Below are 22,737 nucleotides of genomic sequence, written 5' to 3'. Positions count from 1 at the left end.
GAATCACGCAGACCGGGCTTGAGTCCGACGCGACGTCAGGGATTGGACTCGGGGGTGTCCGCGATGCCGACCCTGGAGGACCCGCCATGAGGACCCTGCCGCAACTGATCGCCGTCGAGGAGTTCTTCGGCCCGCCTGCCCGCAGCCGCGCCCGGCTCTCCCCGGACGGCACGAAGGTCGCCTACTTCGCCCCGTGGCGGGACCGGCTCAACGTGTTCGTCCGTGACCTGGCCGGGGACTGGCCCGAGACCGACGCGGTGGACGACCCGGCCTCCCGACGCGTCACCTCCGACGACCACCGCAGCATCGACGCGTTCTTCTGGACCGCCGATTCCCGTTATCTGCTGTTCACCCAGGACACCGACGGCGACGAGAACGCCCATCTGCATCGGGTCGATCCGACCCGTCCGGAGGAGCCCGCGATCGACCTCACCCCGATCGACGGGGTGCGCCTGTTGGGCACCCAGTTCTCCTCGGACCGGCCGGGGACGGTTTTCGTGCAGCTCAACGCGCGTCGACCCGACCTGATCGATCTCTACGAGCTCGACCTCGACACCGCCCGGCTGACCCTGCTCGCCGAGAACCCCGGCGACGTCCTCGGCTGGCAGTGCACGCCGCAGGAGCGGATCCTCGCCTTCAGCATGGCGGACGACGGCGATCACCTGCTGTCGGACTGGAACGACGGTGCCCAGCGCCTGATCACGCGGTTCCCCGGCGACGACCACATCTTCGGCGTCCTGCCCTGCGTGCCCACCCCGGACGGGACGGGGCTGTGGATCGGCTCGTCCCGAGGCTCGGACCGCACCCGACTGGTGCGGGTGGATCTGGACAGCGGTGAGCAGGTCGGGGTGGACAGCCACCCCGTGTTCGACCTGGACACCCCCCGCCCGGAGGCCGATCCCCGGTTCCCGTCCGCCCTGATCGTTCATCCGACGACCGGAAAGCTGCTCGGGGCCCGCTACCTCGGCGACCGCCAGGTGATCCACGCCCTCGACCCGCAGTTCGCCGAGGTCCTGCCGAGGCTGGCCGAGCTGTCCGACGGCGACCCGGCTCACCTCTCCTGCGATGCAGGCGGACAGCGTTGGGTGGTCGACTTCACCCACGACCGCGACCCCGGCGTCACCTGGTTCTACGACCACACCACCGGGGCGGCCCGGCGGCTGTTCCGCCCCTACCCGCACCTGGACCCCGCCCGGCTCGCCCCGGTCAGCCCGGTCACCGTCCCCGCTCGCGACGGCCTGAACCTGCCCTGCCACCTCACCCTGCCGACCGGGGTGGAGCCCCGCGGCCTTCCGACGGTGCTGTTGCTGCACGGCGGGCCGTGGTATCGCGACAGCTGGTGCTACGACCCGGAGGTACAGCTGCTGGCCAACCGAGGTTACGCGGTGCTGCAGGTGAACTTCCGTGGCTCGACCGGCTACGGCAAGGCCCACACCCAGGCCGCGATCGGCGAGTTCGCCGGGCGCATCCACGACGACGTGATCGACGCCCTGGACTGGGCGATCGCACAGGGCCACACCGATCCCGACCGGGTCGCGATCTACGGCTGTTCCTACGGCGGTTACGCCGCCCTGGTCGGGGCCGCGTTCACCCCCGACCGTTTCGCCGCCGCCGTCAGCTACACCGGCATGTCCGACCTGCCCGACCTCATCCGGTCGGTGATCCCCGTCGTCAGGCGCGGCATCCAGAACAGCTACCTCCGCTACATGGGCGACCCGGACGACCCGGACCAGGAAGCCGACCTGCTCGCCCGCTCGCCGATCAGCAGGGTCGGGGACATCACCGCCCCGATGCTGCTCATCCACGGTGCCAACGACGTCCGCGTAGCCCGCCGCCACTCCGACCGGATAGTAGAGGCGTTGCGCGCTCGAGGCGCGGAGGTGGAATACCTGCTCAACGAGACCGAGGGCCATTGGTTCATCAATCCCGACAGCAACATCGAGCTCTACCGCACCCTGGAGCGATTCCTGGCCCGCCACCTCGGCGGACGCGCCACCGACCCGGCCGCGTCCTGACCGTCGCGAGCAGCAACGTCGGGAAATCCGAGAATCGTGCCGCACCGCCTGCTCGCCGCAGCGAACGAGGCAGGTAGCCGAGCATCACCAGGATCGAGGGGGACGAGTCGACTGAAGCCGTCGGAGGCGCAGGTCGATCTTCGCCATGACCTCGAGCGGGCGCGCTGGGCGACGAGGGAGATGTCCTTCAGCGTCGAGGTCGCCGCCGTAGGCATCGCGGACGAGGGCGAGACCGCCGTCTCGCCCTCGACCTCCGTCACCGCAGTCTCGGGTCCCGCGACACCTGCCGAGGCCGCAGCCTGCCGAACACCGTCCCCAACGCCCGCAGCTCCGGTTCCGAGAGCCGGTCGGCGAAGGCCCGCTCCACGACGGCGGCGTTGGTGCGGATCGCCGCCAGCATCAGCCTGCGCCCAGCCGAGGTGAGGCGGACGTAGACGGCACGGGAGTCGTCCGGCAGCACCGAGCGTTCGACGAGTCCGCGTCGCTCCAGTCGGTCGACGAGCCTGCTCACCGCGCTCTGGCTCAGCACGACGCGGTCGGTCAGCTCGCGCAGCCGCACCCCGCCGGTCGGGATGTTGGACAGCGCGTCGAATTCGCTCACCGACAGGCTGTGTCGGGTGGCGAACTCGTCTTCCAGCTCGGCGAGCACCGTCGCGTGGACCTCCATCAGCGAGCGCCACACGTCGACCTTGGCCCGGCGGGCGTCCCGCTCGGCCATCCGGGCCGAGGACCGCGCCCGCTGGTCCTCGGCATCGCCGGACTCGGCCCCGGCAGGCCGCGCCGTCCGCTCTCCCCTGCTCACGGCTCCTCCGTCCGGCCGAGGAGCTGGGAGAAGGGCACCGGGTCGTCGAAGGGATCGGTGGCGGTGCGGGCGGCCGGTCGGCCCGCTATCAGCCCGGCCAGCTCGCCCGCGGCCCGATCGATCCTGCTCACCAGGCCGTTGTCGCCGCCGCCGGTGCCCCAGTCCTCGGATGCGGCGTAGACGCCGGTGGGGACGACGACCGCCCGCAGGTAGCCGAACATCGGCCGCAGCGCGTGATCCAGGGCGAGCGAATGCCGGGCCGTGCCGCCCGTCGCGCCGACGAGGACGGGCAGGCCCGCCAGCGCGTCGGCGTCGAGCACGTCGAAGAACATCTTGAACAGCCCGCTGTAGGAGGCGGTGAAGATCGGTGTCACGGCGATCAGCCCGTCGGAGTTCGTGACGCGGTCGATCGCCGTGCGCAGACCGCCGGCAGGGAAGCCGGTCAGCAGATGGTCGGCCAGCTCCTTGGCGTGGGACCGGAGTTCGATCACCTCGGTGTCGACGTGGACGTCCTGCTCACCGAGGGCTCGCGCCGAGGCCTCGGCCAGCCGGTCGGCCAGCAGCCTGGTCGACGACGGCTGGCTGAGGCCGGCGGTCACCACGGTGAGCGTGCGGGTGATCATCGCTGCCCCCCGGCGTCGGTCGTGACGGCGTCGGTCTCGGCGGCGCCTGCGTGTTCCCGGGCCTGCTCCCGCGCGGCCCGCAGGCTCGCGTGGGTCGGGGCCGCCGGGACGTGGGCGGGCCGCAGCGCGTCGAACTCCTTGCGCAGCACGGGCAGCACCTCCTCGCCGATGATGTCGAGCTGTTCCAGGACGGTCTTCAACGGCAGGCCCGCGTGGTCGACCAGGAACAGCTGCCGCTGGTAGTCGCCGAAGTACTCCCGGAACCGCAGCGTCTTGTCGATCGCCTCCTGCGGGCTGCCGACGGTCAGCGGCGTCTGCTCCATGAAGTCCTCCAACGACGGCCCGTGCCCGTAGACCGGCGCGTTGTCGAAGTACGGCCGGAACTCCCGGACCGCGTCCTGCGACTTCGGCCGCAGGAACAGCTGCCCGCCGAGTCCGACGATCGCCTGATCGGCCGCGCCGTGCCCGTAGTGCTCGAAGCGGGTGCGGTACAGGTTGATCAGCCGGATGAAGTGCTCCTTCGGCCAGAAGATGTGGTTGGCGAAGAAGCCGTCGCCGTAGTAGGCGGCCTGCTCGGCGATCTCGGGGCTGCGGATCGAACCGTGCCAGACGAACGGCGGCACGCCGTCCAGCGGGCGGGGCGTCGAGGTGAAGGACTGCAGGGGCGTGCGGAAGCGGCCTTCCCAGTCCACCACGTCCTCGCGCCACAACTGGTGCAGCAGCGCGTAGTTCTCCACCGCCAGCGGGATGCCCTGCCGGATGTCCTGGCCGAACCACGGGTAGACCGGCCCGGTGTTGCCCCGGCCGAGCATCAGATCCACCCGTCCGTCGGCGAGGTGCTGAAGCATGGCGTAGTCCTCGGCGATCTTCACCGGGTCGTTCGTCGTGATCAGCGTCGTCGCGGTGGACAGCAGCAGCCGCTCGGTGCGGGCCGCGATGTAGCCGAGCATGGTCGTGGGGGAGGAGGGGACGAACGGCGGGTTGTGGTGCTCGCCGGTCGCGAAGACGTCGAGCCCGATCTCCTCGGCCTTCATCGCGATGGCGACCATCGCCTTGATCCGCTCCGCCTCGGTGGGCGTGGTGCCGTCGGTCGGGTCTGGTGTGACGTCTCCGACGGTGAAGATCCCGAACTGCATCTCGTCAGCCTCCTGGAAAGTGTATGCGCATGCATAACACGGCCGAGGCTGTGAATGTTCCTGTCTTCGGTTCTGCCTGGTCTGTTCTTGCGATGTAAAACCTGAGGATTCCGGCGGAGCGGCACCGCCGGAGCCGTCGGTCGCCCGATCGGCGGGGCGGGGGAGTCGCTCGTGCAGCGGCGCGGCCTGCCGGTCACCGGGCGTCAGGCCGGGCCGCTCTGATTCGTCTTCGTCTGGATGAACGCCTCGATCCCGTCGAGGACGCGGTTGAGGCCGAACTCGACGACGTCGGTGGGCTGCTCGAAGGTTCCCGATGCCACGACTGAGCTCAGGGTCGGGAAGCGTTCGCTGCTGATCAGCCGCAGCATCGGACCGGAGACCGGCGAGTCGCTCACCTCCTCGTCCGGGGTGCCGAGCCGCATGTCGGCGGCGACCTGTGCCGCCCCGCGCACGTACATGGTGAGCAGGGAGATCACCTCGACGCGCTCGACGTCGGCGAGCCCGGTGTTCGAGGTCGCGGCGAGGGCGGACTCCAGCCAGCTGGTCTCGTTCGGCCCCGGAACGCCTTTCCTGGTGGTCAGCAGCGGCAGTATCCAGGTGCGACGCCGGAAGACGTCGAGCGAGAAGCGCGCCCACTCCGCGAGGCGACTCCGCCAGTCGGTGCCCTCGGTGACCGACGGCGGCGGACTCCCGAGCACCGCGTCGACGACGAGGGCGACGAGTTCGGCCTTGCCCGGGACGTAGCGGTACAACGAGGCGACTCCGGTGCCGAGCTGTTCGGCTACCCGCCCCATCGAGAGTGCGGGCAGCCCGTCGGCGTCGGCCACTTCGATGGCGGCCCGCACGATCTCGTCGACGCTCAGGCTCGGCTTCGGCCCACGTCGCGGGCGCTGCCGCTCACCCCAGAGCAGCTCCAGGCTGCGTGCGGCGGCTCGCTTCGCGTCGTCGTCCGTCATGTCCGCCCTCTGCGTCGTCGGTTCTCGATCGAGCTTGACAGTACCGCAAAACTGCGAAACCCTTTCGCAGAACCGCGAACGTGGTTCGCAGTTTTGATGGGGGACACGGCGCAGTTCGGTCGACCAGCAGCACGGAGGGCGAGACACCCGCCTCGGGCTGCGGCGATCACGCACGCCGTGACGACGCCACCGCCGTGCCGCCGCGCCTGTCTTCGGTGACCAGTCGGCGGCCTTCAAGGCCTGCTGCCCGACGCGCGGCCAAGACGGATCGAGGAGTCGATCGGCGCCCCCGGACGAAGCTGCCCATGATCAGTCCGAAGGAGACGACCGATGACCACGTCGACCGGCTCGCCTGCGCTGCAACCCGACAGCGCGGAGCAGGCACCCCGACGTCCCGACAGACCGAAGTCGTGGTGGCGGCGGCCCTGGGTGGTGCCGCTGGCCCTCGTGGCCGTGGCCTTCGTCGGCTTCTCGCTGCCGCCGTACCTGACCGGCGACCCCGGCCTCGCTCGGGTGCCCTTACCCGAGGGCGTCGCCTACTACTACCCGCTGCTGGTGGCGCACGTCCTGCTCGCCTCGGTGGCGATGATCACCGGCGTGTTCCAGGTGTGGCCGTGGTTCCGGACGCGCTTCCGGCGAGCACACCGGATGCTCGGCCGCGCCTACGTCATCGCCTGCATCCCCGGCGCGCTCACCGGCATGGTGATCGCGGTGCACACCCCGACCGGCCCGGTGGCACAGACCAGCAGCGTCATCCTCTCGATCCTCTGGCTGGTCTTCACCATCACCGCATTCCGCCGCGTCCGCGCCCGCCGGTTCGCCGAGCATCGCCGCTGGATGATTCGCAGCTTCGCGCTGACGATGTCGATCATCACCAATCGGGTGTGGGGTGCGCTGGCCTGGATGATCCTGGAACCGCAGCTGGACACGACGTTCGGCGGCAGCCAGCTCGCCTTCGACTACGCGATCTCGGGGCTGGCCACCTGGCTGGGCTGGACGGTGGTCCTGTTCCTGACCGAGGCCTGGCTCCAATACGGCCAGTCCCGCGAGCGTCGGGCCCGGGCGGACCGCCGAGCAGGCCGCGGGGCTGCGGCACCGACGGCCTGAGCCGAGTCCTCGGCGGAACCGCCGGGCGGCAGGGGGCGCTAGAACCCGGTCTCGTCCCCGTCGTCGCCCTGCGGCGGCGGGACGGGCCTCGCCCGGCCCAGGCGGTGACGCGGTGTCCTGAAACTGACTGGAAAGTCTTGTCCGGCTCTCGCGGCGCCGACCAGACTCGATGTCGTCGATCACCTCGGGTGGCCGGGAAGTGCGCGACGGTCGCGGGATCGCCGCCGTCCTCCCTGCCGCCGACCGGCACGCCTGCCCGATCACCTGGAGGTTCTCGTGTCTCCTCGACGTGTCGCCGGACTCGGCGCCGCCCGTGCCGAGCGCCGCCGATCCGGGCCCGTCCGCTCGGCGGCGTCCCGGGCCCGGCCCCGCATCCTGACGCTGGCCGCCGCCGGAGCCCTGCTCGCCGCCTCGGCCATGAACCCGGCCGCCGTCGGGCAGGACTCCGGCGAGACGCCCCTCGCTGTGGAGTTCGCCAACGAGACCATCGGCTACCCGAGCTTCAGCGGTGATGACGAGCCGGTGCCGCCGCTGCCCGAGCCCTTTCGCGTCGGCGGCACGCTGGCGGCGGGCTTCGAGGCCGACCTCGCGGCGGGCGACGGCACCGACTTCTGGATGGATCGGATGCTCGCCCGCCACGGCCGCGACCCCTCGGGCGACTGGCTCTTCACCCGGGGCCGCGCGGCGTTCATGAAGACCCATCAACCCGGCGTGCTCGGGTTCGGCGGGCAGCTCGCCTACTGGGAGAGCATCGACGACCGACCCGGTTACCGGGTCGAGTTGTCCGCCGACGGCACGGCGATCGACCTCCGCGAGGACGTTCCGGCCCGGATGCAGGCGCCGAGCCACTGGCGCAGCGAGTTCGACGCGGGCGCGGGCCTGACGGTGGTGCAGCGCAAGTTCATCACCGAGGCCAACGTGCTGGTCACCGACCTTGAATTCCGCAATGCGGGCGCGTCATCGCGAGCACTGGACGTCGCGGCGGTCTCGCCGTACGCCGCCGAGGGCACGGGAGACGAGCTGACCGGCGCCGCCTCGGTCCGCAACGACCTCACCACCCTCTACCCGCGCTTCTCCGGCGCGGGCCTGACCGCGCAGGACGGCGCACTGCGGGGAACACTGGAGATCCCCGCAGGCGGCACCGCCCACACCAGCGTCCGGCTCGGCCTGGTCACCGAGGAGATCCCGGCGTCGAGCACGGAGTACGAGGCCGTCCGCGCCGCCGAGCCCGGCGAGGCCTTCCGCACCCACGTCCAGGAGTACAACCGCTGGTGGGGCGAGAACCTGCCCTATCTGGACGTGCCCTCGGCCGACCTCGGCAAGACGCTCTACTACCGCTGGTGGCTGCTGCGCTACAACTTCCTCGACGCCGACATCCCCGGTGACGACTACCAGTTCCCCACCGCGATCGAGGGCGTGCTGGGCTACAACAACTCCATCGCCCTGACCACCGGGATGTTCGTCGACGACCTGAAATACCTCCGCGACCCCGCCTGGGCCTACGGCACCTGGGTCTCGACAGGGGAGACCTCGCGCGGCGGCCGCTTCCGCGACAACCCCGGCGACCCGGAGAACTGGAGCAACAGCTACACCCAGTACCTCGCCGAGGCGGCCTGGCAGTCCTATCTGGTGCACGGCGGCCCCGACGGCGTCGTCCGCAACCTCGCCCGCTACGCCGAGGACGACGTGCGCGATCAGCTCGACACCTACGACCACGACGACAACGGCCTCATCGAGTACGACTGGGGCGCGATGACCGGCAACGACGCCGACGCCGTCTCCTTCCACTGGCGGGCCGGACAGCTCGACCGCGCCGAGTCCGGCTACGTCTTCGCGGGCGCGCAGGCTGCCTCCGCCGCCTACGAGCTGCTGGGCGAGGACGAGAAGGCCGCCGAACTCGACGCGATCGCCGAACGCATCCGCGCGGCGACCCTGGAACACCTGTGGGACCCGACGGATCGGATGATCAAGCACCGGCACGTCGCCACCGACGCCCTGGTGCCGTGGAAGGAGGGGAACAACTACATCCCCTTCGCCGTCGGCCTGATGCCGAACGAACCGGAGTACGTCGACGCGCTGCGGCTGCTCGCCGACCGACGCGAGTACCCGGTGTTCCCCTTCTTCACCGCCAACCAGGCGGATAAGACCGAGGCCGCCCAGCAGGGCCATCCCGGCACCAACAACTTCTCCGTCATCAACGCCCAGCGCTACTTCGACGTCTACAGCTCCGCGCTGCGGAACTACCCGTCCGAGCACGTCACACCGGAGCTGTACGAGAAGCTGCTGATGTGGAACGCCTGGTCCCACTACGTCGGCGGCGACAACCGCTGGCCCGACCAGAACGAGTTCTGGGCCGACGGCGACCCCGAGGCGCAGCGCATCGGCTACCGCTCCTGGATTCATCACACGATGCTCGGCACCACCAACTACACGATCATCGAGGACGTCGCGGGCCTGCGACCCCGCACCGACACCAGGGTGGAGCTGTCCCCGATCGACCTCGGCTGGGATCACTTCGCCGTGGAGAACCTGCGCTATCGAGGCGGCGACCTGGCGATCGTCTGGGACGAACCCGGCGACGGCGTCCGCCACTACGGCCAGGACGTGCCGGAGGGGTATTCCCTGTACCTGGACGGCGAACGCGTCCTCACCCTCGACGCGCTCACCCCGGTGATCTACGACCCGGCCACCGGCGAGGCGGAGTTCCCCGGCGAACCCGCCGAGGTGCTGCACCAGGCGGCGGCCTCGGTCACCGAGGCACAGGACGTCACCTATGCCGACGACAGCCGCGTGGTCGACGTCTTCGCCAAGGCCGGCCGCGACATCGGCAGCACCCGCGACGCGGCCAACGTCGCCGAGGGCGCCTCGGCGCCGGCCTCCTACTCCGCGCCGAATCGCGGACCGGCAGGCGCGGTGGACGGCGCCACGATCAACGAGCCGTTCTGGAGCACCGAGGGATCATCGGAGAACCGCCACTCCCTCGACGTGGAGCTGGGCGCGACCCAGACCGTCGACGAGGTCCGGCTGTTCTTTCGCAATGACAAGCAGCCGCGCGGCCACCGGGAGCCCGCGCTCTACACCGTCTCCTACCGCGACGGCGACCAATGGCGGGAGGTGGCGCAACCGGTGCGCACCCCCGCCTACCCTCGGGCCAATCACAACGAGATCCGCTTCGCCCCGGTCGAGACCTCGGCGCTGCGGGTGGACCTGACGGGACAGCCCGGCCATCCGATCGGCCTCAAGGAGTTCCAGGCCTTCGCCACCGGCGAGCCGCCCGCCGAGTCCCAGGACGCGGCGCCGCAGGTGCAGGCCAGAGTGGACGCAGGCCACCGGGTGCCCGGCCAGGCGCGACTGATCGGTGTCGTCAAGGACGACGGCCTGCCCGCAGGCGAGCTGAGCAGTACCTGGTCCGTGGTGGCCGGACCGGAGGCGGCCACGGTGATCTTCGAGGACGTCTCGGCGCCCACGACGGTGGCCCGATTCGGCGCCGAGGGCGTCTACACCCTGGCGTTGACCGCCACCGACGGCGCGCAGGAGACGAGCAGACAGCTCGTGGTGGAGGTCGACGCGGTGCCCGAGCGGCGCAACGTCGCCCCGGCCGCGACCGCGTCGGCGTCCTTCAGTGCCAACGGCACCCCGGTCACGGCGGTGAACGACGGCCGCGATCCCGGTTCCTCCACCGAACGGCCCTTCTGGGGGACCTGGCCGCAGCGCACCGGCCAGTGGGTCGAGTACAGCTGGGAGTCGCCGGTCCGGGTCGACGGCTCGGAGCTGTACTTCTTCCGCGACGTGCAGCCCGGCGCCCCCGACGGCATCGCGGTCCCACGGTCCTGGCGGCTGGAGTACTGGGACACGGAAGCGGAGGAGTTCGTGCCGGTCGCCGACGCCGACGAGTACGGCGTGGCCGCCGATCGCTACAACGCCACCGAGTTCGCCCCGGTGACCACCACCCGGCTGCGCGCCGCGCTGACCAACAGCCCGGGGCTGTCGCTGGGGATCGTGCAGTGGAAGGTCTACGCCCAGCAGCCGAGCGAGATCCGGCCGGTGCACGTCCCGACCACCGTCGGCGCACTCCCGGAGCTGCCCGTCACCGCCACGCTGGTCTATCCCGGCGGCGCCACTGCCGAGGCCGAGGTCGCCTGGCCCGCCGTCGATCCCGGTCAGGTGGCCGACGGCGGCAGCTCGTTCACCCTGACCGGGATCACCGACGTCGCGACGCTGCCCGCGCAGGCCACCGTGTGGGTCCGCGCCTCCGACGCCGTGCAGATCACCAGCATCGACCCGTGGGAGATCGACACACTCGTCGGCGTCGCGCCGAACCTGCCCCCGACGGTGGTGGCGACCTACAACGACGGCTCCAAGGACAGCTCGATCCCGGTCGTCTGGGACGAGGCCGATCCGGACGACTACGCCGAGGCGGGGGAGTTCGAGGTGGCCGGAGTCGTGGAGGGCGCGGGGCAGGCGGCGGTGGCGCGGGTGATCGTGGGGTAGGCGGTGTGGGCAGCGCGGATCATGGCCTGCGGAGGCGGGCCGGTGAGCACGGGCGTCGGGACGAACCCCGGCCCGCTTCCGAGGGGCGCGGCCCGCCGGAGTACGACGTCCGCCGTCACGGCCTGCCCGAAGAGCCCTTCGCGGCCCGGTGGCCGAGACTGCCGACACCGCTGCGCCCGTTCGGATTGGATTCACCGATCAGCTCGGCGCCGGGCGCGGAGCCAAGCGCGGAGCCGGTCGCGGTGTCCGCGCGGCCGAATCACCCGGTGAGGCTCCGCACCCGGTCGCTGCGGTCAGCCGCCCCAGACCGCATCGGAACTCATCACGTCCCCGGCTCCACCGTCGTCTCCCGGACCACCAGCCGAACCGGCAGCGTCACGATCCCGCCCTGGCGTTCGCCGTCGATGGCGTGGAAGAGATGCCGCGCCGCCGTGCGTCCCAGCTCCTCCAGGTTCATGTCCACACTGGTCAGCGGCGGCCGGGAGCTGGTGGTCAGCACCTCCCAGTTGTCGAAGCCCGCCACCGAGACGTCCTCGGGCACCCGGCGCCCCCGCTCCCGCAGGGTGTCCAGCGCCCCTCTGGCGACCTGATCGTTGCCGCACAGCACCGCGTCCACGTCCGGGTTCGCCGCCAGCAGCTCGGCGGCGGCCTGCCTGCCCCAGGCCTCGGACCACTCCCCGTAGGACTCGGTGCCGCCGACCAACTCGAGCCCTGCCGCGTGCAGCGCCTCGGTCACCCCGGCCACCCGGTCGCGGGCGGCGGCATAGTCGGCGTCGCCCGCCAGCAGCGCGATCCGCCGTCGGCCACCCGCCACCAGGTGCTCCACGGCCAGCGCGCCGCCTCGGACGTTGTCCGGCACGAAGGAGACGTCGGCCTCGTCCTCGGACGGGGCGTAGGCATAGACCACCGGCACGGGCAGCTCCTGCCCGAGGCTGGGCCGAGGATCGGTGCGCGATCCCACCACGATCAGGCCGTCGACCCGTCGGGCCAGCAGCGCCGCCACGTGCGTGCGCTCGCGCTCGGCGTCGCCGCGCGCGTCGCACAGCAGCACCGAGGTCGCCCCGGAGCCGAAGGCGTCCTCGGCGCCCATCAGGATCGGCAGCGCGAACCGGCCCTCGAGGTCACTGGTGAGCATGCCGACGGTGCCCGACCTCGGCATGTTCAGCGCCTGGGCGAAGGGATTGGGGGTGAACGACAGGGATTCGGCCGCCGCCAGGACGCGCTGCCGGGTCTCGGCGCGCACCTGTCGGCGTCCGTTCAAGGCCTTCGACGCGGTGGCCACCGAGACGCCTGCGAGCCGGGCGACGTCGGTGAGGGTGATCGAGCGCTTCTGCTCGCCCCGGGTGACACGGTCCATCGCCTCATGCTCCTCGGCCTGACGAGTTCGCGGTGCCGTCGCATTCTCTCGCTGTCGCGGTCTTGACGTCGGAACCAGCCCGAACCTACGATACCGAAAGTAGTTTCGGTTTGTGTCGCCGGTCACGGAGACCGTTGCCGTCGATCGATCTCGACCGGGGAAAGGTACTGGTCGGAGACTCGGTCAGCGTCGTCTTCCGCTCTCCACAGTGGGCGACGGTGTCGTCGTCATGCCGCTCGACTTCGCTCAACGACGAGCACAAGGAGAACGTGACGTGCGGAAGAAAAGAGTGCGCCGTCGAGTCGGCACGGTGCTCGTCGCCGCGATGCTGACGGCGGCCTGCGGCGGGGGCGAGGTGGGGGACCCCGACGCCGCGACGGGCCAGACCCTCACGATCTGGACTCGCGCGGCCACCGAGGCCCAGACCCGAGGCTTCGTCGAGGCCTACAACGAGCTGGGCCGCAACCAGGTCGAGCTGACGGTGGTCCCCAACGACACTTACCTGCAACAGGTCGCCACGGCCGCAGGCGGCCGGAGCCTGCCCGACCTGCTCGGCGCCGACGTGGTCTACGCCAGGAACTTCATCCGACACGGCTTCTACACCGACATCAGCGAACGGCTCGCCGAGACGGGTCTGGTCGAGCACCTGGCCCCGGCCCACCTGGACGCGGGCACCGCCGACGGCGCCCACCACGCCGTGCCGCACACCCTCGACCTCTCGCTGATCTTCTACAACAAGGTGCTCTACCGCGAGGCGGGCCTCGATCCGGAGCAGCCGCCGACGAGCCTGCCCGAGATGATGGCGCACGCCGAGGCGATCTCGGCACTGGGCGGCGAGGTCTCGGGCACCTACTTCGGCGGCAACTGCCCCGGCTGCCTGCTCTTCACCCTGTGGCCGATGGTCTGGGCCGACGGGGGAGAGATCCTCACCGCCGACGGCACCGCCTCCGCCATGGACTCGCAGACCATGGGCCCGGTCTTCCAGGCCTACCGCGACGCCTTCGCTGACGGACTCGCGCCCGCCTCGGCGGCGCAGGAGAACGGGATCAGCTGGTTGCAGCCCTTCGCCGAAGGGCGGATCGGCGTCGCCCCGCTGGGCTCGACGATGCTGCGGCTGATGCCGGAGCACGAGGGCCTGGAGATCGGCGTCGCCCCGATCCGGGGCATGGCCGGCGGCGAGTCGACCTTCGTCGGCGGCGACGTCCTCGGCATCACCTCCACTTCCACGAAGACGGCGGCGGCCTGGGACTTCCTGTCCTGGACACTGTCGGCGGACGTCCAGCGCGAGGTGCTCACCTCGGGCGGCGACGTCAGCGTCCGCACCGATCTCGAACCGACCGGTCCCGACGGCGTCGGTCTGCCGGATGAGCGGCTGCGGACCTTCCACGAGGTCGTCGAGGTCGGCCGGGTGCCCACCGCGATCAACTTCGGCGCGACCTTCAACGACCCGCAGGGCCCGTGGCTGCAGTTCGCCCGTTCGGCGATCTTCGGCCCGGAGTCGGTGGAGGAGGCCGTCGCCTCGTTCCGTCCTCGGCTCGACTCCTCATTGGACGTCGCCGGCTAGCCGAGCCGTCCCGCCGCCGTGCCCGACCAGCCCACGCGCCCGACCAGCCGCCGTGCCCGACCAGCCGCCGGTTCGCCCGCCGCCTCGCCGACGGACCTGCACCGATCGATCGGCCGCCGCCGAGGCACCGCAGGCGAGGCTCGAGACGCCCCGATCAAGGGAGCCCCCGTGAGAAGCACCGGCACCGCCGCCCCGCCCCGGCGCAGACGTGGCAACCGAGGCACCGATCGGCCCGCCCAGGCACTCGTGTTGTCGCTGCCCGCGTCGCTGATCGTCGGGCTGTTGTTCGTCGTCCCGCTGGGGCTGCTGGTGTGGATGTCGATGACGGACTGGCCGCTGCTGGGCGAGCCGAGCTTCGTGGGCCTGGCCCAGTACGGCGCGATCCTCGACGGTCCGCTCTTCCTGGATGCCGTCTGGTTCACCGTGCGCTACACCGTCATCACCACGGTGATCCTCACCGTCGTCGCCCTCGGCCTGGCACTGCTGGTGCAGCAGACCAGGCTCGGCACCGGCCTGCTGCGCACCGCGTTCTTCCTGCCCGCCTCGATGGGCCTGGCGGTCGCCAGCCTGCTGTGGTTCGCCCTGTACTCCGACGAGGTCGGCCCGCTGTCGGATCTGCTGATGGCGGTGGGACTGGTCGACGAGCCGGTGAACTGGCTCGGCACCCCCGGCGGCGCCCTCTGGTCCACGGTGCTGATGGTGCTGTGGCGGTTCGCGGGCTTCTACATGATCATCCTGCTCACCGGGCTCCAGTCGATCCCGACCCAGGTCTACGAGGCGGCCCGGATCGACGGCGCAGGCTGGTGGCGCACGTTCACCGGGGTGACGCTGCCCCTGCTGCGGCCCACTCTCGCGCTGGTGCTGGTCCTGTCGGTCACCGGATCACTGCTGGCCTTCGAGCAGTTCTACGTCCTTACCGGCGGCGGCCCCGACAACTCCACCGTCACCGTCGTCGCCACGATCTTCCGCCAGGCCTTCACCCTGTTCGACCTCAGCCGAGCCGCCGCGATGTCGGTGGTCGTGCTGATCGCGCTGGTGCTGGCCAACATCGTCCAGTTGAGCCTGATCAGGAAGGGAGGCGACTCCTGATGGCGGCCGCACGGCGCACCCGGATTCGCATCGTGATCGCCGACACGGGCGCGCTCACCACCGGCATCGCGCTGGCGATCCTCTTCCTGCTGCCGCTGCTCTGGGCCGGCTACTCCTCGCTGAGCGGGCCGAGGGCGACGGGCGACGGCGCGGGCCTGGGCACCGAGAACTATCAGCGGCTGTTCTCCTACGGGGAAGGCCTGTTCGTCTACGTCGCCAACAGCGTGGCCGTCTCGCTGATGACGGTGGTGGGCACCGTGGTGGTGTCGGTGCTCGCGGGCTACGCGATCGCCCGCTTCCGCTTCCCCGGCCGCAATCTGCTCTTCCTCGGCACCCTGGCGATCATGATGGTGCCCTACCCGACCATCCTCATCCCGCTCTACGTCCTGCTGAGCCGGGCCGGATTACAGAACTCGCTGGTCGGGCTGGCTCTCGTGCTGATCATGTTCCAGCTGCCGTTCTCGCTGTTCATGATGCGCAACTCCTTCGAGGCCGTGCCGAGGGAGTTCGACGAGGCCGCCCTCGTGGACGGCGCCGGGGTGCCCCGCACGCTCTGGTCGGTCCTGCTGCCCGCCGTGACGCCCGGCGTGATCACCGTGGCGCTGTTCGCCTTCCTCAACTCCTGGAACGAGTTCATCGCCCCGTTGATGCTGGTCACCGACGGCTCCCGCTACACCCTGCCGGTGGCGCTGGCCGCGATGCGCTCCGGGAACTTCGGCGCGGTCGACTTCGGCGCCCTCCAATCCGGCGTCGTGGTCAGCGCGGTGCCCTGCATGATCCTGTTCGTCCTCCTGCAACGGAACTACGTCCGAGGGTTCGCCTCCGGCGCGCTCAAAGGGTGAGTCCACCCCGCCGCCCGCCTCCTGTTCTGCAACTCGGTTCCCTGTCGACCACGGTGAAGGAGACACCTTCGATGCACACCCCCGCCGCCTCCACCGCCACCGAGCAGACCACGCCGCGATCCGGCATGGACCTCGGACCGCCTGTCGCGCCCCGCCACGGCGCACTGACCCCGCTACGGCTCGACGAGGTGCGGCTCACGAGCGGCTTCTGGGCCGATCGGCAACGGATCAATCGGGAGAACACCCTCGGCCACTGTCAACAGTGGATGGAGCGCCTCGGCTGGATCGACAACTTCGACGCCACCGCCGACGCCCTCGCCCGGAGCACCGACGGCGAGCATCACGGTGCGAACTTCGCCGACTCCGAGGTCTACAAGCTGCTGGAGGCACTGGCCTGGGAGGCGCACCGCAGCGACGACGCCGAACTGGACGGCCGGTTCACCGCCCTGGTCGAGCGGGTGGCCGCCGCCCAGCATCCCGACGGCTATCTCAACACCTGCTACGGCAGGCCCGGCAGGCCTGCGCGGTATTCGGACCTCGCCTGGGGACACGAGCTGTACTGCGCCGGACACCTGATTCAGGCCGCCGTGGCGCGCGCCAAGACCCGGGGCGTCGAGGAACCGCTGGTCACGGTCGCGCGTCGTGTCGCCGACCACATTTACACCGAGTTCGGGCCCGCCGGACGCGAGGCGGTGTGCGGACATCCCGAGATCGAGACCGCGCTCGTGGAGCTGTACCGGGTGACTGGCGAGGAGCGACACCTCGAACTCGCCAGGCTGTTCATCGACCGCCGAGGCACCGGCACCCTGCCACCGATCCACTTCGGCGCCGCCTACTTCCAGGACGACCTGCCCGTCCGGGAGGCGACCGTCCTGCGCGGACACGCCGTGCGGGCGCTCTACCTGGCGGCAGGCGCCGTCGACGTCGGCGTGGAGACGGGCGATCAGTCGTTGATCGACGCCGTCGGCACCCAGTGGGACACCACGATCGCCCGCCGCACCTACCTCACCGGCGGCATGGGCTCGCACCACCTGGACGAGTCCTTCGGCGCGGACTACGTGCTCCCGCCGGACCGCGCCTACTCCGAGACCTGCGCGGGCATCGCCTCGGTGATGCTGTCCTGGCGGCTGCTGCTGGCCACCGGCGACCCGCGCTACGCGGACCTGGTGGAACGCACCCTGTTCAACGTGGTGGCCGCCTCGCCGCGCGCCGACGGTCGCGCCTTCTTCTACGCCAACACCCTGCACCAGCGCACGGCAGGGGCGGTGCCCGCCGAGGACGAGGTCAGCAAGGCGGCGGGCGCGAGCCTGCGGCCGCCCTGGTACGGCGTCTCCTGCTGCCCGACGAACGTGGCCCGCACCCTCGCCTCCGTGGCGGGCTATGTCGCGACCCGCGACGCGGAGGGCGTGCAGATCCACCAGTACGCCGCCTGCGACATCCGCACGCGGCTCGACGACGGCACCGAGATCGCCCTGGAGATCACCACGTCGTACCCGCGCGATCGCGGTATCGCGATCCGAGTCCTGACGGCCGGGCGCTTCGCCCTCACCCTGCGCGTGCCGCACTGGGCGCAGGGCACGGCGGTCCTGGCCGAGGGCGGTAGGCATCGTCAGTTGCGCGAGCCGACCTTCACCGTGCGACGCGAGTTCGCCGAGGGCGAGACGCTCCGGCTCGACCTCGACCTCACCCCGAGGTTCACCCGGGTCGACGACCGGGTGGACGCGGTGCGCGGCTGCGTCGCGGTGGAGCGCGGCCCACTGGTGCTGTGCGCCGAGTCCGTCGACCTCCCCGCAGACCTCGACCTCGAAGACCTGCGCGCAGACCTCTCCGTGGCTCCCCATCCCCACCCCGAGGGCGCGACGGTGCGGGTGCGGCGACGACCGGAGCCCGTGGCCTGGCTCGGCCAGTGGGGGCCCTACGGCTACCCGATCCACGAAGACGATCGCGCGCCCGCCGACGGGGGGAAGTCGGCAGGGTTCTCGACGACGTCCCCCGCAGGGGAAGACCGCGGCGACCAGGCGGCCGAAGCGTCTGTCGAATCGACCTCGGCAAGCCAGCGCACACAACAGGTCCTGCTGCGGCCCTACCACCAGTGGGCCAATCGCGGCCCGTCGACGATGCGCGTGTGGCTGCCCGCCCGGTAGCCGGGCGGCGAGACTGACGACGGAGCGGTCATGGACAGGACTGGGCAGGCCACCGTGCATTCGGTGGCGGTGCGGGCAGGCGTGTCGGCGGCCACGGTGTCGCGGGCGCTCAACGGCCGGGCGGACGTGCACGAGGAGACCCGACGTCGGGTGCTCCGCGCGGCGGAGAGCCTCGGCTACCGGCGGCCCAAGGGCAGCGGTCGCCGGCGGGAGCGGGTCGGGGAGCGCGTGATCGGGCTCCTCACCGGGGACTCCGTCGCAGGCCGCGACCCGAGGACGGCGCGCGCTCCCGATCTGTCAGACGGCAGGGACCGGGCCGTCACGGCAGGCCGGAACGGCGCCGCCGTGGCAGGCCGGGGCGGCGACGGTGCGACCGGCGGTGCGACGACGGGCTGCGACGTCGGCACCGCAGGCCGGTTCAGTCTCCCCGTCCTGCGCGGCGCGGAGGCGGCCTTCGGCGGCACCCACGTCGTCGCGATGCTGTGCTGGGCGCCGAGCGACCGGGTTCGCGAGCGTCACCACGCCGAGACCCTGGTGCGACGCGGGGTGGACGGCCTGCTGATCCTCGGCCCGCGCCGGGAGGCACGGTTCCCGATCCCGCTGCACGGCGTGGGGTCCGTCCCGGTCGTCTACGCCGTCGCACCCTCGACGGGTGTGCAGGATCTGTCGCTGATCACCGACGATCGGGCGGGCGGTGCACTGGCGGCCCGACATCTTCTCCAGCGCGGCTGTCGTCGGATCGCCCACGTGCCCGGCCCGCCCGCCGAGGCGTCCGCCGCCGAACGCTCCGCAGGCTTCGTCGCCGAGCTGGCCCGCTCGGGGCTGGCACCCCTGGCACCGGCAGGCCGACAGGGCCGGTGGAGCCAGAGCTGGGGGCGCCGCGCGGCGGGCCTGCTGCTCGACCGGCATCCCGATCTCGACGGCGTGTTCTGCGCCAGCGACCAGATCGCGGCGGGCGTGCTGGACGGGCTCCGGGAGCGAGGCCGATCGGTGCCGGCCGAGGTCGCGGTGGTCGGCTACGAGAACTGGGAGCTGTTCGCCGAGGAGACCAGACCCGGCCTGACCACCATCGACATGAACCTGGGCCTGCTCGGCCGCCTCGCCGCCGAACGCCTCATCATCGGCGGTGACGAGCCGATCGCCGGCGGCCTGCTCCGGGTGCCGCCGCGCCTGGTGGTGCGCGGCTCGGCCTGAGCCGGTTCATGCCGTCGCTCGCGACGGGCGGCCTGGCCGAATCCACGGCGGGTGAGCGAGGGCGGCACCGGGGCCGGGCGCGGTCGGCCCCGGATCATCGGACCTTGACTCGACACTGTCGAGCAGTGCGTCAACAGTCCCGGCCTGCGGCTCCGGCCACAGCATCCGGCACGGCGCCCGCGCCACCCGCAGACACCACCTCGGGACCGGCCGGACGACGCCCTTGAAGCTCCGCAGACCGCTGCCGCCGCTGGAGAATAGAAGGCCTCGGCGGCAGGTCGAGAGGCGAGACGGGGCCGACGTAGCCGGTACACCCCGGCCCGTGCCGCGGCGGTCACCGGTCTCGCCGGCGCCGACTTCTCGCGCGCTGACGACCTCGCTCGGCGTCCGCCTGCCCGCCCGACCCGGGCGAGCAGGCGACACCACTGCGCGAGGCGTCCGGCTCACGTCGGCGGGCCGTCGCGAACGGACCATCGAACTCAGGTCGTCCCGGCCACCGGCCTGCCGCCCTGCACCGTGACCTGGTACGGATAACCCGGGCTCGGGGTGCCCAGCTCGTAGTTCACATGCTGCGTCGGCGTGGCCGTCACCACCAGGATCAGATGCGTCTCACCGGACTGCAACGCGAACGATCCCGTCTGCCCGCTGCTGTACAACGGGCTGTACCGGGCGGAGAAGTCGGCGCCGACCGCGACGAAGCCGAAGCGCCAGTCGGGGCTCGGCGCCCCGCCTGCCTGCCCGTCGAGCCGGACCGAGACCGCGCCCGTGGAGTTCGGCTGCAACTGCACATGGTTGTAGCCGTACTGCTGGGGCGCCCGATTCGCCGGAATCCGATACGTCCCCCCACCCGCGTCCTGCAAGGACACCGTGTACAGCGGCCGATAGGTCGGATTCGAGCCCCGCCACAGGTCGCTGCGGATCGCCGCGCCGTCGGTGTAGTCGAAGGTGACGTTGCGGCGGGCGTGGTCGGCGATCAGCTCGGCGAAGGCGCCGTGGTTCAGTCCGAGCACCCGCTTGATCGTCGTGATCGGGTGCTCGCCCTGCCGCGCCTCGAACCACAGGTCGTCGACGAACGACGTGCCGTAGCGGTCCCGCAGCGTGTTGATCAGCGTCCAGTCGCCGTAGTAGGTCTGCTGGTCGAGCCAGCGATAGTGGTGTCGGCCGTAGTAGCCGGAGCCGGTGACGACCTCGGGCCTGCGCATCCGGGCCATGTAGTTGGCGTGGGCCTCCCAGAACGGGCCGGAGTACCGGTTGCCCTCGCCGAAGCCGCCGCCGTTGCCCGCCGCCCGGTTCTGCTGGCTGGCATAGACCTGGAGGACGTGGACGAACTCGTGCGACTCCACCCAGTCGTCCCAGATCTTGTCGTAGGGCAGACACATGTGTCCCGCTCCGACGTCGTCGGCGCCCGCCCAGTTCGCGGGCGGCAGGAAGCCGCCGGACCAGCTGCCGCACAGATACAGGTTGATCTTGAAGTCCCGTCCCGGCGACAACGCGTTCGGATCGGCGAAGCCGACCTGATGCACGTAGTAGTCGTAGGTCCGCTCCATCACGTCCAGCACGTAGGCGGGATAGTCGGCGATGCCCCGGTTCTCCTGCGCCCAGCGGACGACGTCGACCGAGTCGCCCCAGCGCACCACGAAGTTGGCCGACTCGCGGCTGTTGCCGGTGTAGGCGCCCGCATCGATCAGGAACCGGGGGACCCGAGCCTGCTTGCCCTGCGCAGGCTGCGCATCGGCAGGCTGGCCTGCCGACTGAGCCGGCGTGATCGGCGCGAGGGCGGGCACGGGGGCGACGGCGGCCGTCGCGCTGATGTCGGTCGAGCCGGGGCCTGCGGGCGGCGAATCGGCGGGCTCGGCGGCGACCGGTGTCGCGAAGGACAACGCGGCGGCGAGCGACAGGGCGAGCACTCGGGATGTTCGGGCGGTCCGCATGATCATCTCCTCTTCGTTGAGGCTACGAGTTCGGCGGCGGTGATCTCGCCGGCGGTGGAGCGTCGGCGAGAGGGCGTGATCGGGGTGGTCGAGATCAGAGCTGCCTGGTCTGCTGGACCGGCAGCATCAGCCCGGCGGCGTCGTACTCCACCCGGTCCAGACACACCGAACGACGGAACTGAGTGCCGCCGGGCAGGTCGGAGGTGTGATAGGCGATGTACCACCGACCCCGGAACTCGAAGAACGCCTGGTGATTCGTCGGACTGCTCACCCGACCGTTCACCGTGCCCCGGAACGTCCACGGCCCCGTCGGCGACGACGACGTCGCATAGTCGATCGTGGCCGGATTGCCGCCCGCCGCGTAGGACAGGTAGTACAGATCGTTCCGGCGATGCAGGAAGGGCGCCTCCCAGAAGCCCGGCAGCCCCGAGATCGTCTGGATCGGCCCGGCCAGCGAGATCATGTCGTCGGCCAGCGGGGCATACCGCAGCTCCCACCATGAACCCCAGTACAGATGTGCCCGCCCGCTCGGATCGACGTACACCGTGGGGTCGATGTTCAGCGTCGGGGCACTGGGATCGCTGCCGCTGACCAGCGGCGTGCCCCGAGCATCGCGGAACGGACCCAGCGGCGAGTCGCCGACCGCCACACCGATGGAGAACCAGGCCGGACCACGGTCGGCGATCGGCACATACCAGTAGAAGCGCCCGTCGCGCTCCACACACTGACTGGCATAGGCGGCACCGTCCGACCAGGAGAAGTCCCGCCAACTCAGCCGGGGGCCGTGATCGGTCCACGTGGTCAGGTCGTCGCTGGAGAACACGTGCCAGTCGTTGATCAGGAAGTCGGTGGCACCCGGCGCGGCGACGTCGCGACCGGCATACAGGTAGACGCGGTCCTGGTGCACCAGCACGGCGGGGTCGGCGGTGTGGATGTGCCGGATGATCGGATTGCTCCACTGCTGGTCGGCCTGCCGTGGTGCCGGGCGGGCTGAGACGGCGGCGTGGGCGGCAGGCCCGACGGTGAACGTGGTGGCGGCGACGGCCGCCCCCAGCCCCATCGCCTTGAGCACTCCCCGGCGCCCGGGAGTTCGGAGTTCGTCCATTGTGGACCTTTCGAGTCGAGACCGGCGCGGACCACCTGCCGTCCTGCGCGCGCCCGGCCGAGTCGACCACGGCGGACGCCGGAGGAGCCGAGGCGTCGTTCAGCAGGGGGCCGCGCGGGCAGGCGTGGCCCCCAAGGCCGACGGCGTCGGGTCCGAGGGATAGCTCTCACGTGCCGAAACAGCACCGAAAGCGGTTTCAACGCTAGGTGTGACCCCGGACACCGTCAAGCGGCCGTTCGGTCGCCGCAAACTCGCCCGCCCAACCCAATTCGCCCGCCCGCACCGTCGGCGCGACGCACCGCCGTCTGCCGTATCGCGTCGGGCGATGCCGGGGTTCGGGGGCGGCGACGGTGGCGAACTGCGCACCCTGATCTGTGGGTG

The 22,737-nt window shown here is 71.2% G+C and carries 15 protein-coding genes; 8 read left to right on the top strand and 7 right to left on the bottom strand.

All coding sequences use genetic code 11. From position 1 onward, the window contains the following. The first annotated feature begins 86 nt into the window (after positions 1-86). Complete coding sequence (locus UA74_RS17950) at positions 87-2,015, top strand: S9 family peptidase (protein WP_075741302.1); 1,929 nt, start codon at positions 87-89, stop codon at positions 2,013-2,015. 256 nt (positions 2,016-2,271) lie between these two features. On the opposite strand, the gene UA74_RS17945 is transcribed toward UA74_RS17950, so the two are convergent. The 4 genes from UA74_RS17945 to UA74_RS17930 all read right to left on the bottom strand — a co-directional run bounded on the left by UA74_RS17945 (position 2,272) and on the right by UA74_RS17930 (position 5,532). Beyond that, positions 2,272-2,817, bottom strand: coding sequence for a MarR family winged helix-turn-helix transcriptional regulator (locus tag UA74_RS17945; protein ID WP_232237309.1), 546 nt, complete (start codon positions 2,815-2,817; stop codon positions 2,272-2,274). Beyond that, positions 2,814-3,440 carry an FMN reductase gene (locus tag UA74_RS17940; protein WP_075741301.1) on the bottom strand — a complete coding sequence of 209 codons (627 nt, stop codon included), beginning with the start codon at positions 3,438-3,440 and terminating at the stop codon, positions 2,814-2,816. The genes UA74_RS17945 and UA74_RS17940 overlap by 4 nt, the downstream gene beginning before the upstream one ends. Further along, the gene (locus UA74_RS17935) at positions 3,437-4,576 is read right to left on the bottom strand and encodes an LLM class flavin-dependent oxidoreductase (protein WP_075764978.1); all 1,140 of its coding nucleotides are present in this window, start codon (positions 4,574-4,576) and stop codon (positions 3,437-3,439) included. Before UA74_RS17935 ends, UA74_RS17940 begins: the two co-directional genes overlap by 4 nt. A 203-nt stretch (positions 4,577-4,779) precedes the next feature. Beyond that, positions 4,780-5,532, bottom strand: coding sequence for a TetR/AcrR family transcriptional regulator (locus tag UA74_RS17930; protein WP_075741299.1), 753 nt, complete (start codon positions 5,530-5,532; stop codon positions 4,780-4,782). A 330-nt stretch (positions 5,533-5,862) separates the two neighbouring features. Here UA74_RS17930 and UA74_RS17925 point away from each other — a divergent pair, with 330 nt between their 5' ends. Further along, positions 5,863-6,639, top strand: coding sequence for a DUF2306 domain-containing protein (locus UA74_RS17925; protein WP_083683304.1), 777 nt, complete (start codon positions 5,863-5,865; stop codon positions 6,637-6,639). Between the two features lie 276 nt (positions 6,640-6,915). Next, a complete protein-coding gene (locus tag UA74_RS17920; protein WP_075764976.1) occupies positions 6,916-11,130 on the top strand; it encodes a discoidin domain-containing protein in 4,215 nt (1,404 codons plus the stop codon). 322 nt (positions 11,131-11,452) lie between these two features. Here the strand turns inward: UA74_RS17920 and UA74_RS17915 are convergent, their stop codons facing one another. Continuing rightward, positions 11,453-12,487, bottom strand: coding sequence for a LacI family DNA-binding transcriptional regulator (locus tag UA74_RS17915; protein ID WP_075741297.1), 1,035 nt, complete (start codon positions 12,485-12,487; stop codon positions 11,453-11,455). Positions 12,488-12,761: 274 nt separating this feature from the next. Here UA74_RS17915 and UA74_RS17910 point away from each other — a divergent pair, with 274 nt between their 5' ends. From UA74_RS17910 to UA74_RS17890, 5 genes are all read left to right on the top strand, one after another. Further along, positions 12,762-14,051 (top strand): ABC transporter substrate-binding protein, encoded by a 1,290-nt coding sequence (locus UA74_RS17910; RefSeq protein WP_198042764.1) that lies wholly within the window; start codon positions 12,762-12,764, stop codon positions 14,049-14,051. Positions 14,052-14,219: 168 nt separating this feature from the next. Then, complete coding sequence (locus UA74_RS17905; protein WP_232237308.1) at positions 14,220-15,140, top strand: carbohydrate ABC transporter permease; 921 nt, start codon at positions 14,220-14,222, stop codon at positions 15,138-15,140. Beyond that, positions 15,140-15,982, top strand: a complete 843-nt coding sequence (locus UA74_RS17900) for a carbohydrate ABC transporter permease (RefSeq protein ID WP_083683301.1) — start codon at positions 15,140-15,142, stop codon at positions 15,980-15,982. Before UA74_RS17905 ends, UA74_RS17900 begins: the two co-directional genes overlap by 1 nt. A gap of 71 nt (positions 15,983-16,053) precedes the next feature. Then, positions 16,054-18,126, top strand: a complete 2,073-nt coding sequence (locus UA74_RS17895; RefSeq protein WP_075764974.1) for a glycoside hydrolase family 127 protein — start codon at positions 16,054-16,056, stop codon at positions 18,124-18,126. A 30-nt stretch (positions 18,127-18,156) separates the two neighbouring features. Continuing rightward, positions 18,157-19,320 (top strand): LacI family DNA-binding transcriptional regulator, encoded by a 1,164-nt coding sequence (locus UA74_RS17890; protein ID WP_075741294.1) that lies wholly within the window; start codon positions 18,157-18,159, stop codon positions 19,318-19,320. Between the two features lie 479 nt (positions 19,321-19,799). Here the strand turns inward: UA74_RS17890 and UA74_RS17885 are convergent, their stop codons facing one another. Together UA74_RS17885 and UA74_RS17880 are read right to left on the bottom strand one after the other, a co-directional pair. After that, on the bottom strand, positions 19,800-21,251 hold the full coding sequence (locus tag UA74_RS17885; RefSeq protein WP_157434278.1) for a DUF6055 domain-containing protein: 1,452 nt from the start codon (positions 21,249-21,251) through the stop codon (positions 19,800-19,802). A gap of 94 nt (positions 21,252-21,345) precedes the next feature. Continuing rightward, entirely contained in the window at positions 21,346-22,356 is a 1,011-nt protein-coding gene (locus UA74_RS17880) for a glycoside hydrolase family 43 protein (RefSeq protein ID WP_083683300.1), read from the bottom strand. Positions 22,357-22,737 lie beyond the last annotated feature (381 nt).

Origin of the sequence: Actinoalloteichus fjordicus (assembly GCF_001941625.1) — a bacterium.
GTDB lineage: Bacteria > Actinomycetota > Actinomycetes > Mycobacteriales > Pseudonocardiaceae > Actinoalloteichus_A > Actinoalloteichus_A fjordicus.
The sequence above is the reverse complement of the archived record's forward strand: the minus strand, read 5'-3'. Positions and strand labels throughout refer to the sequence as shown.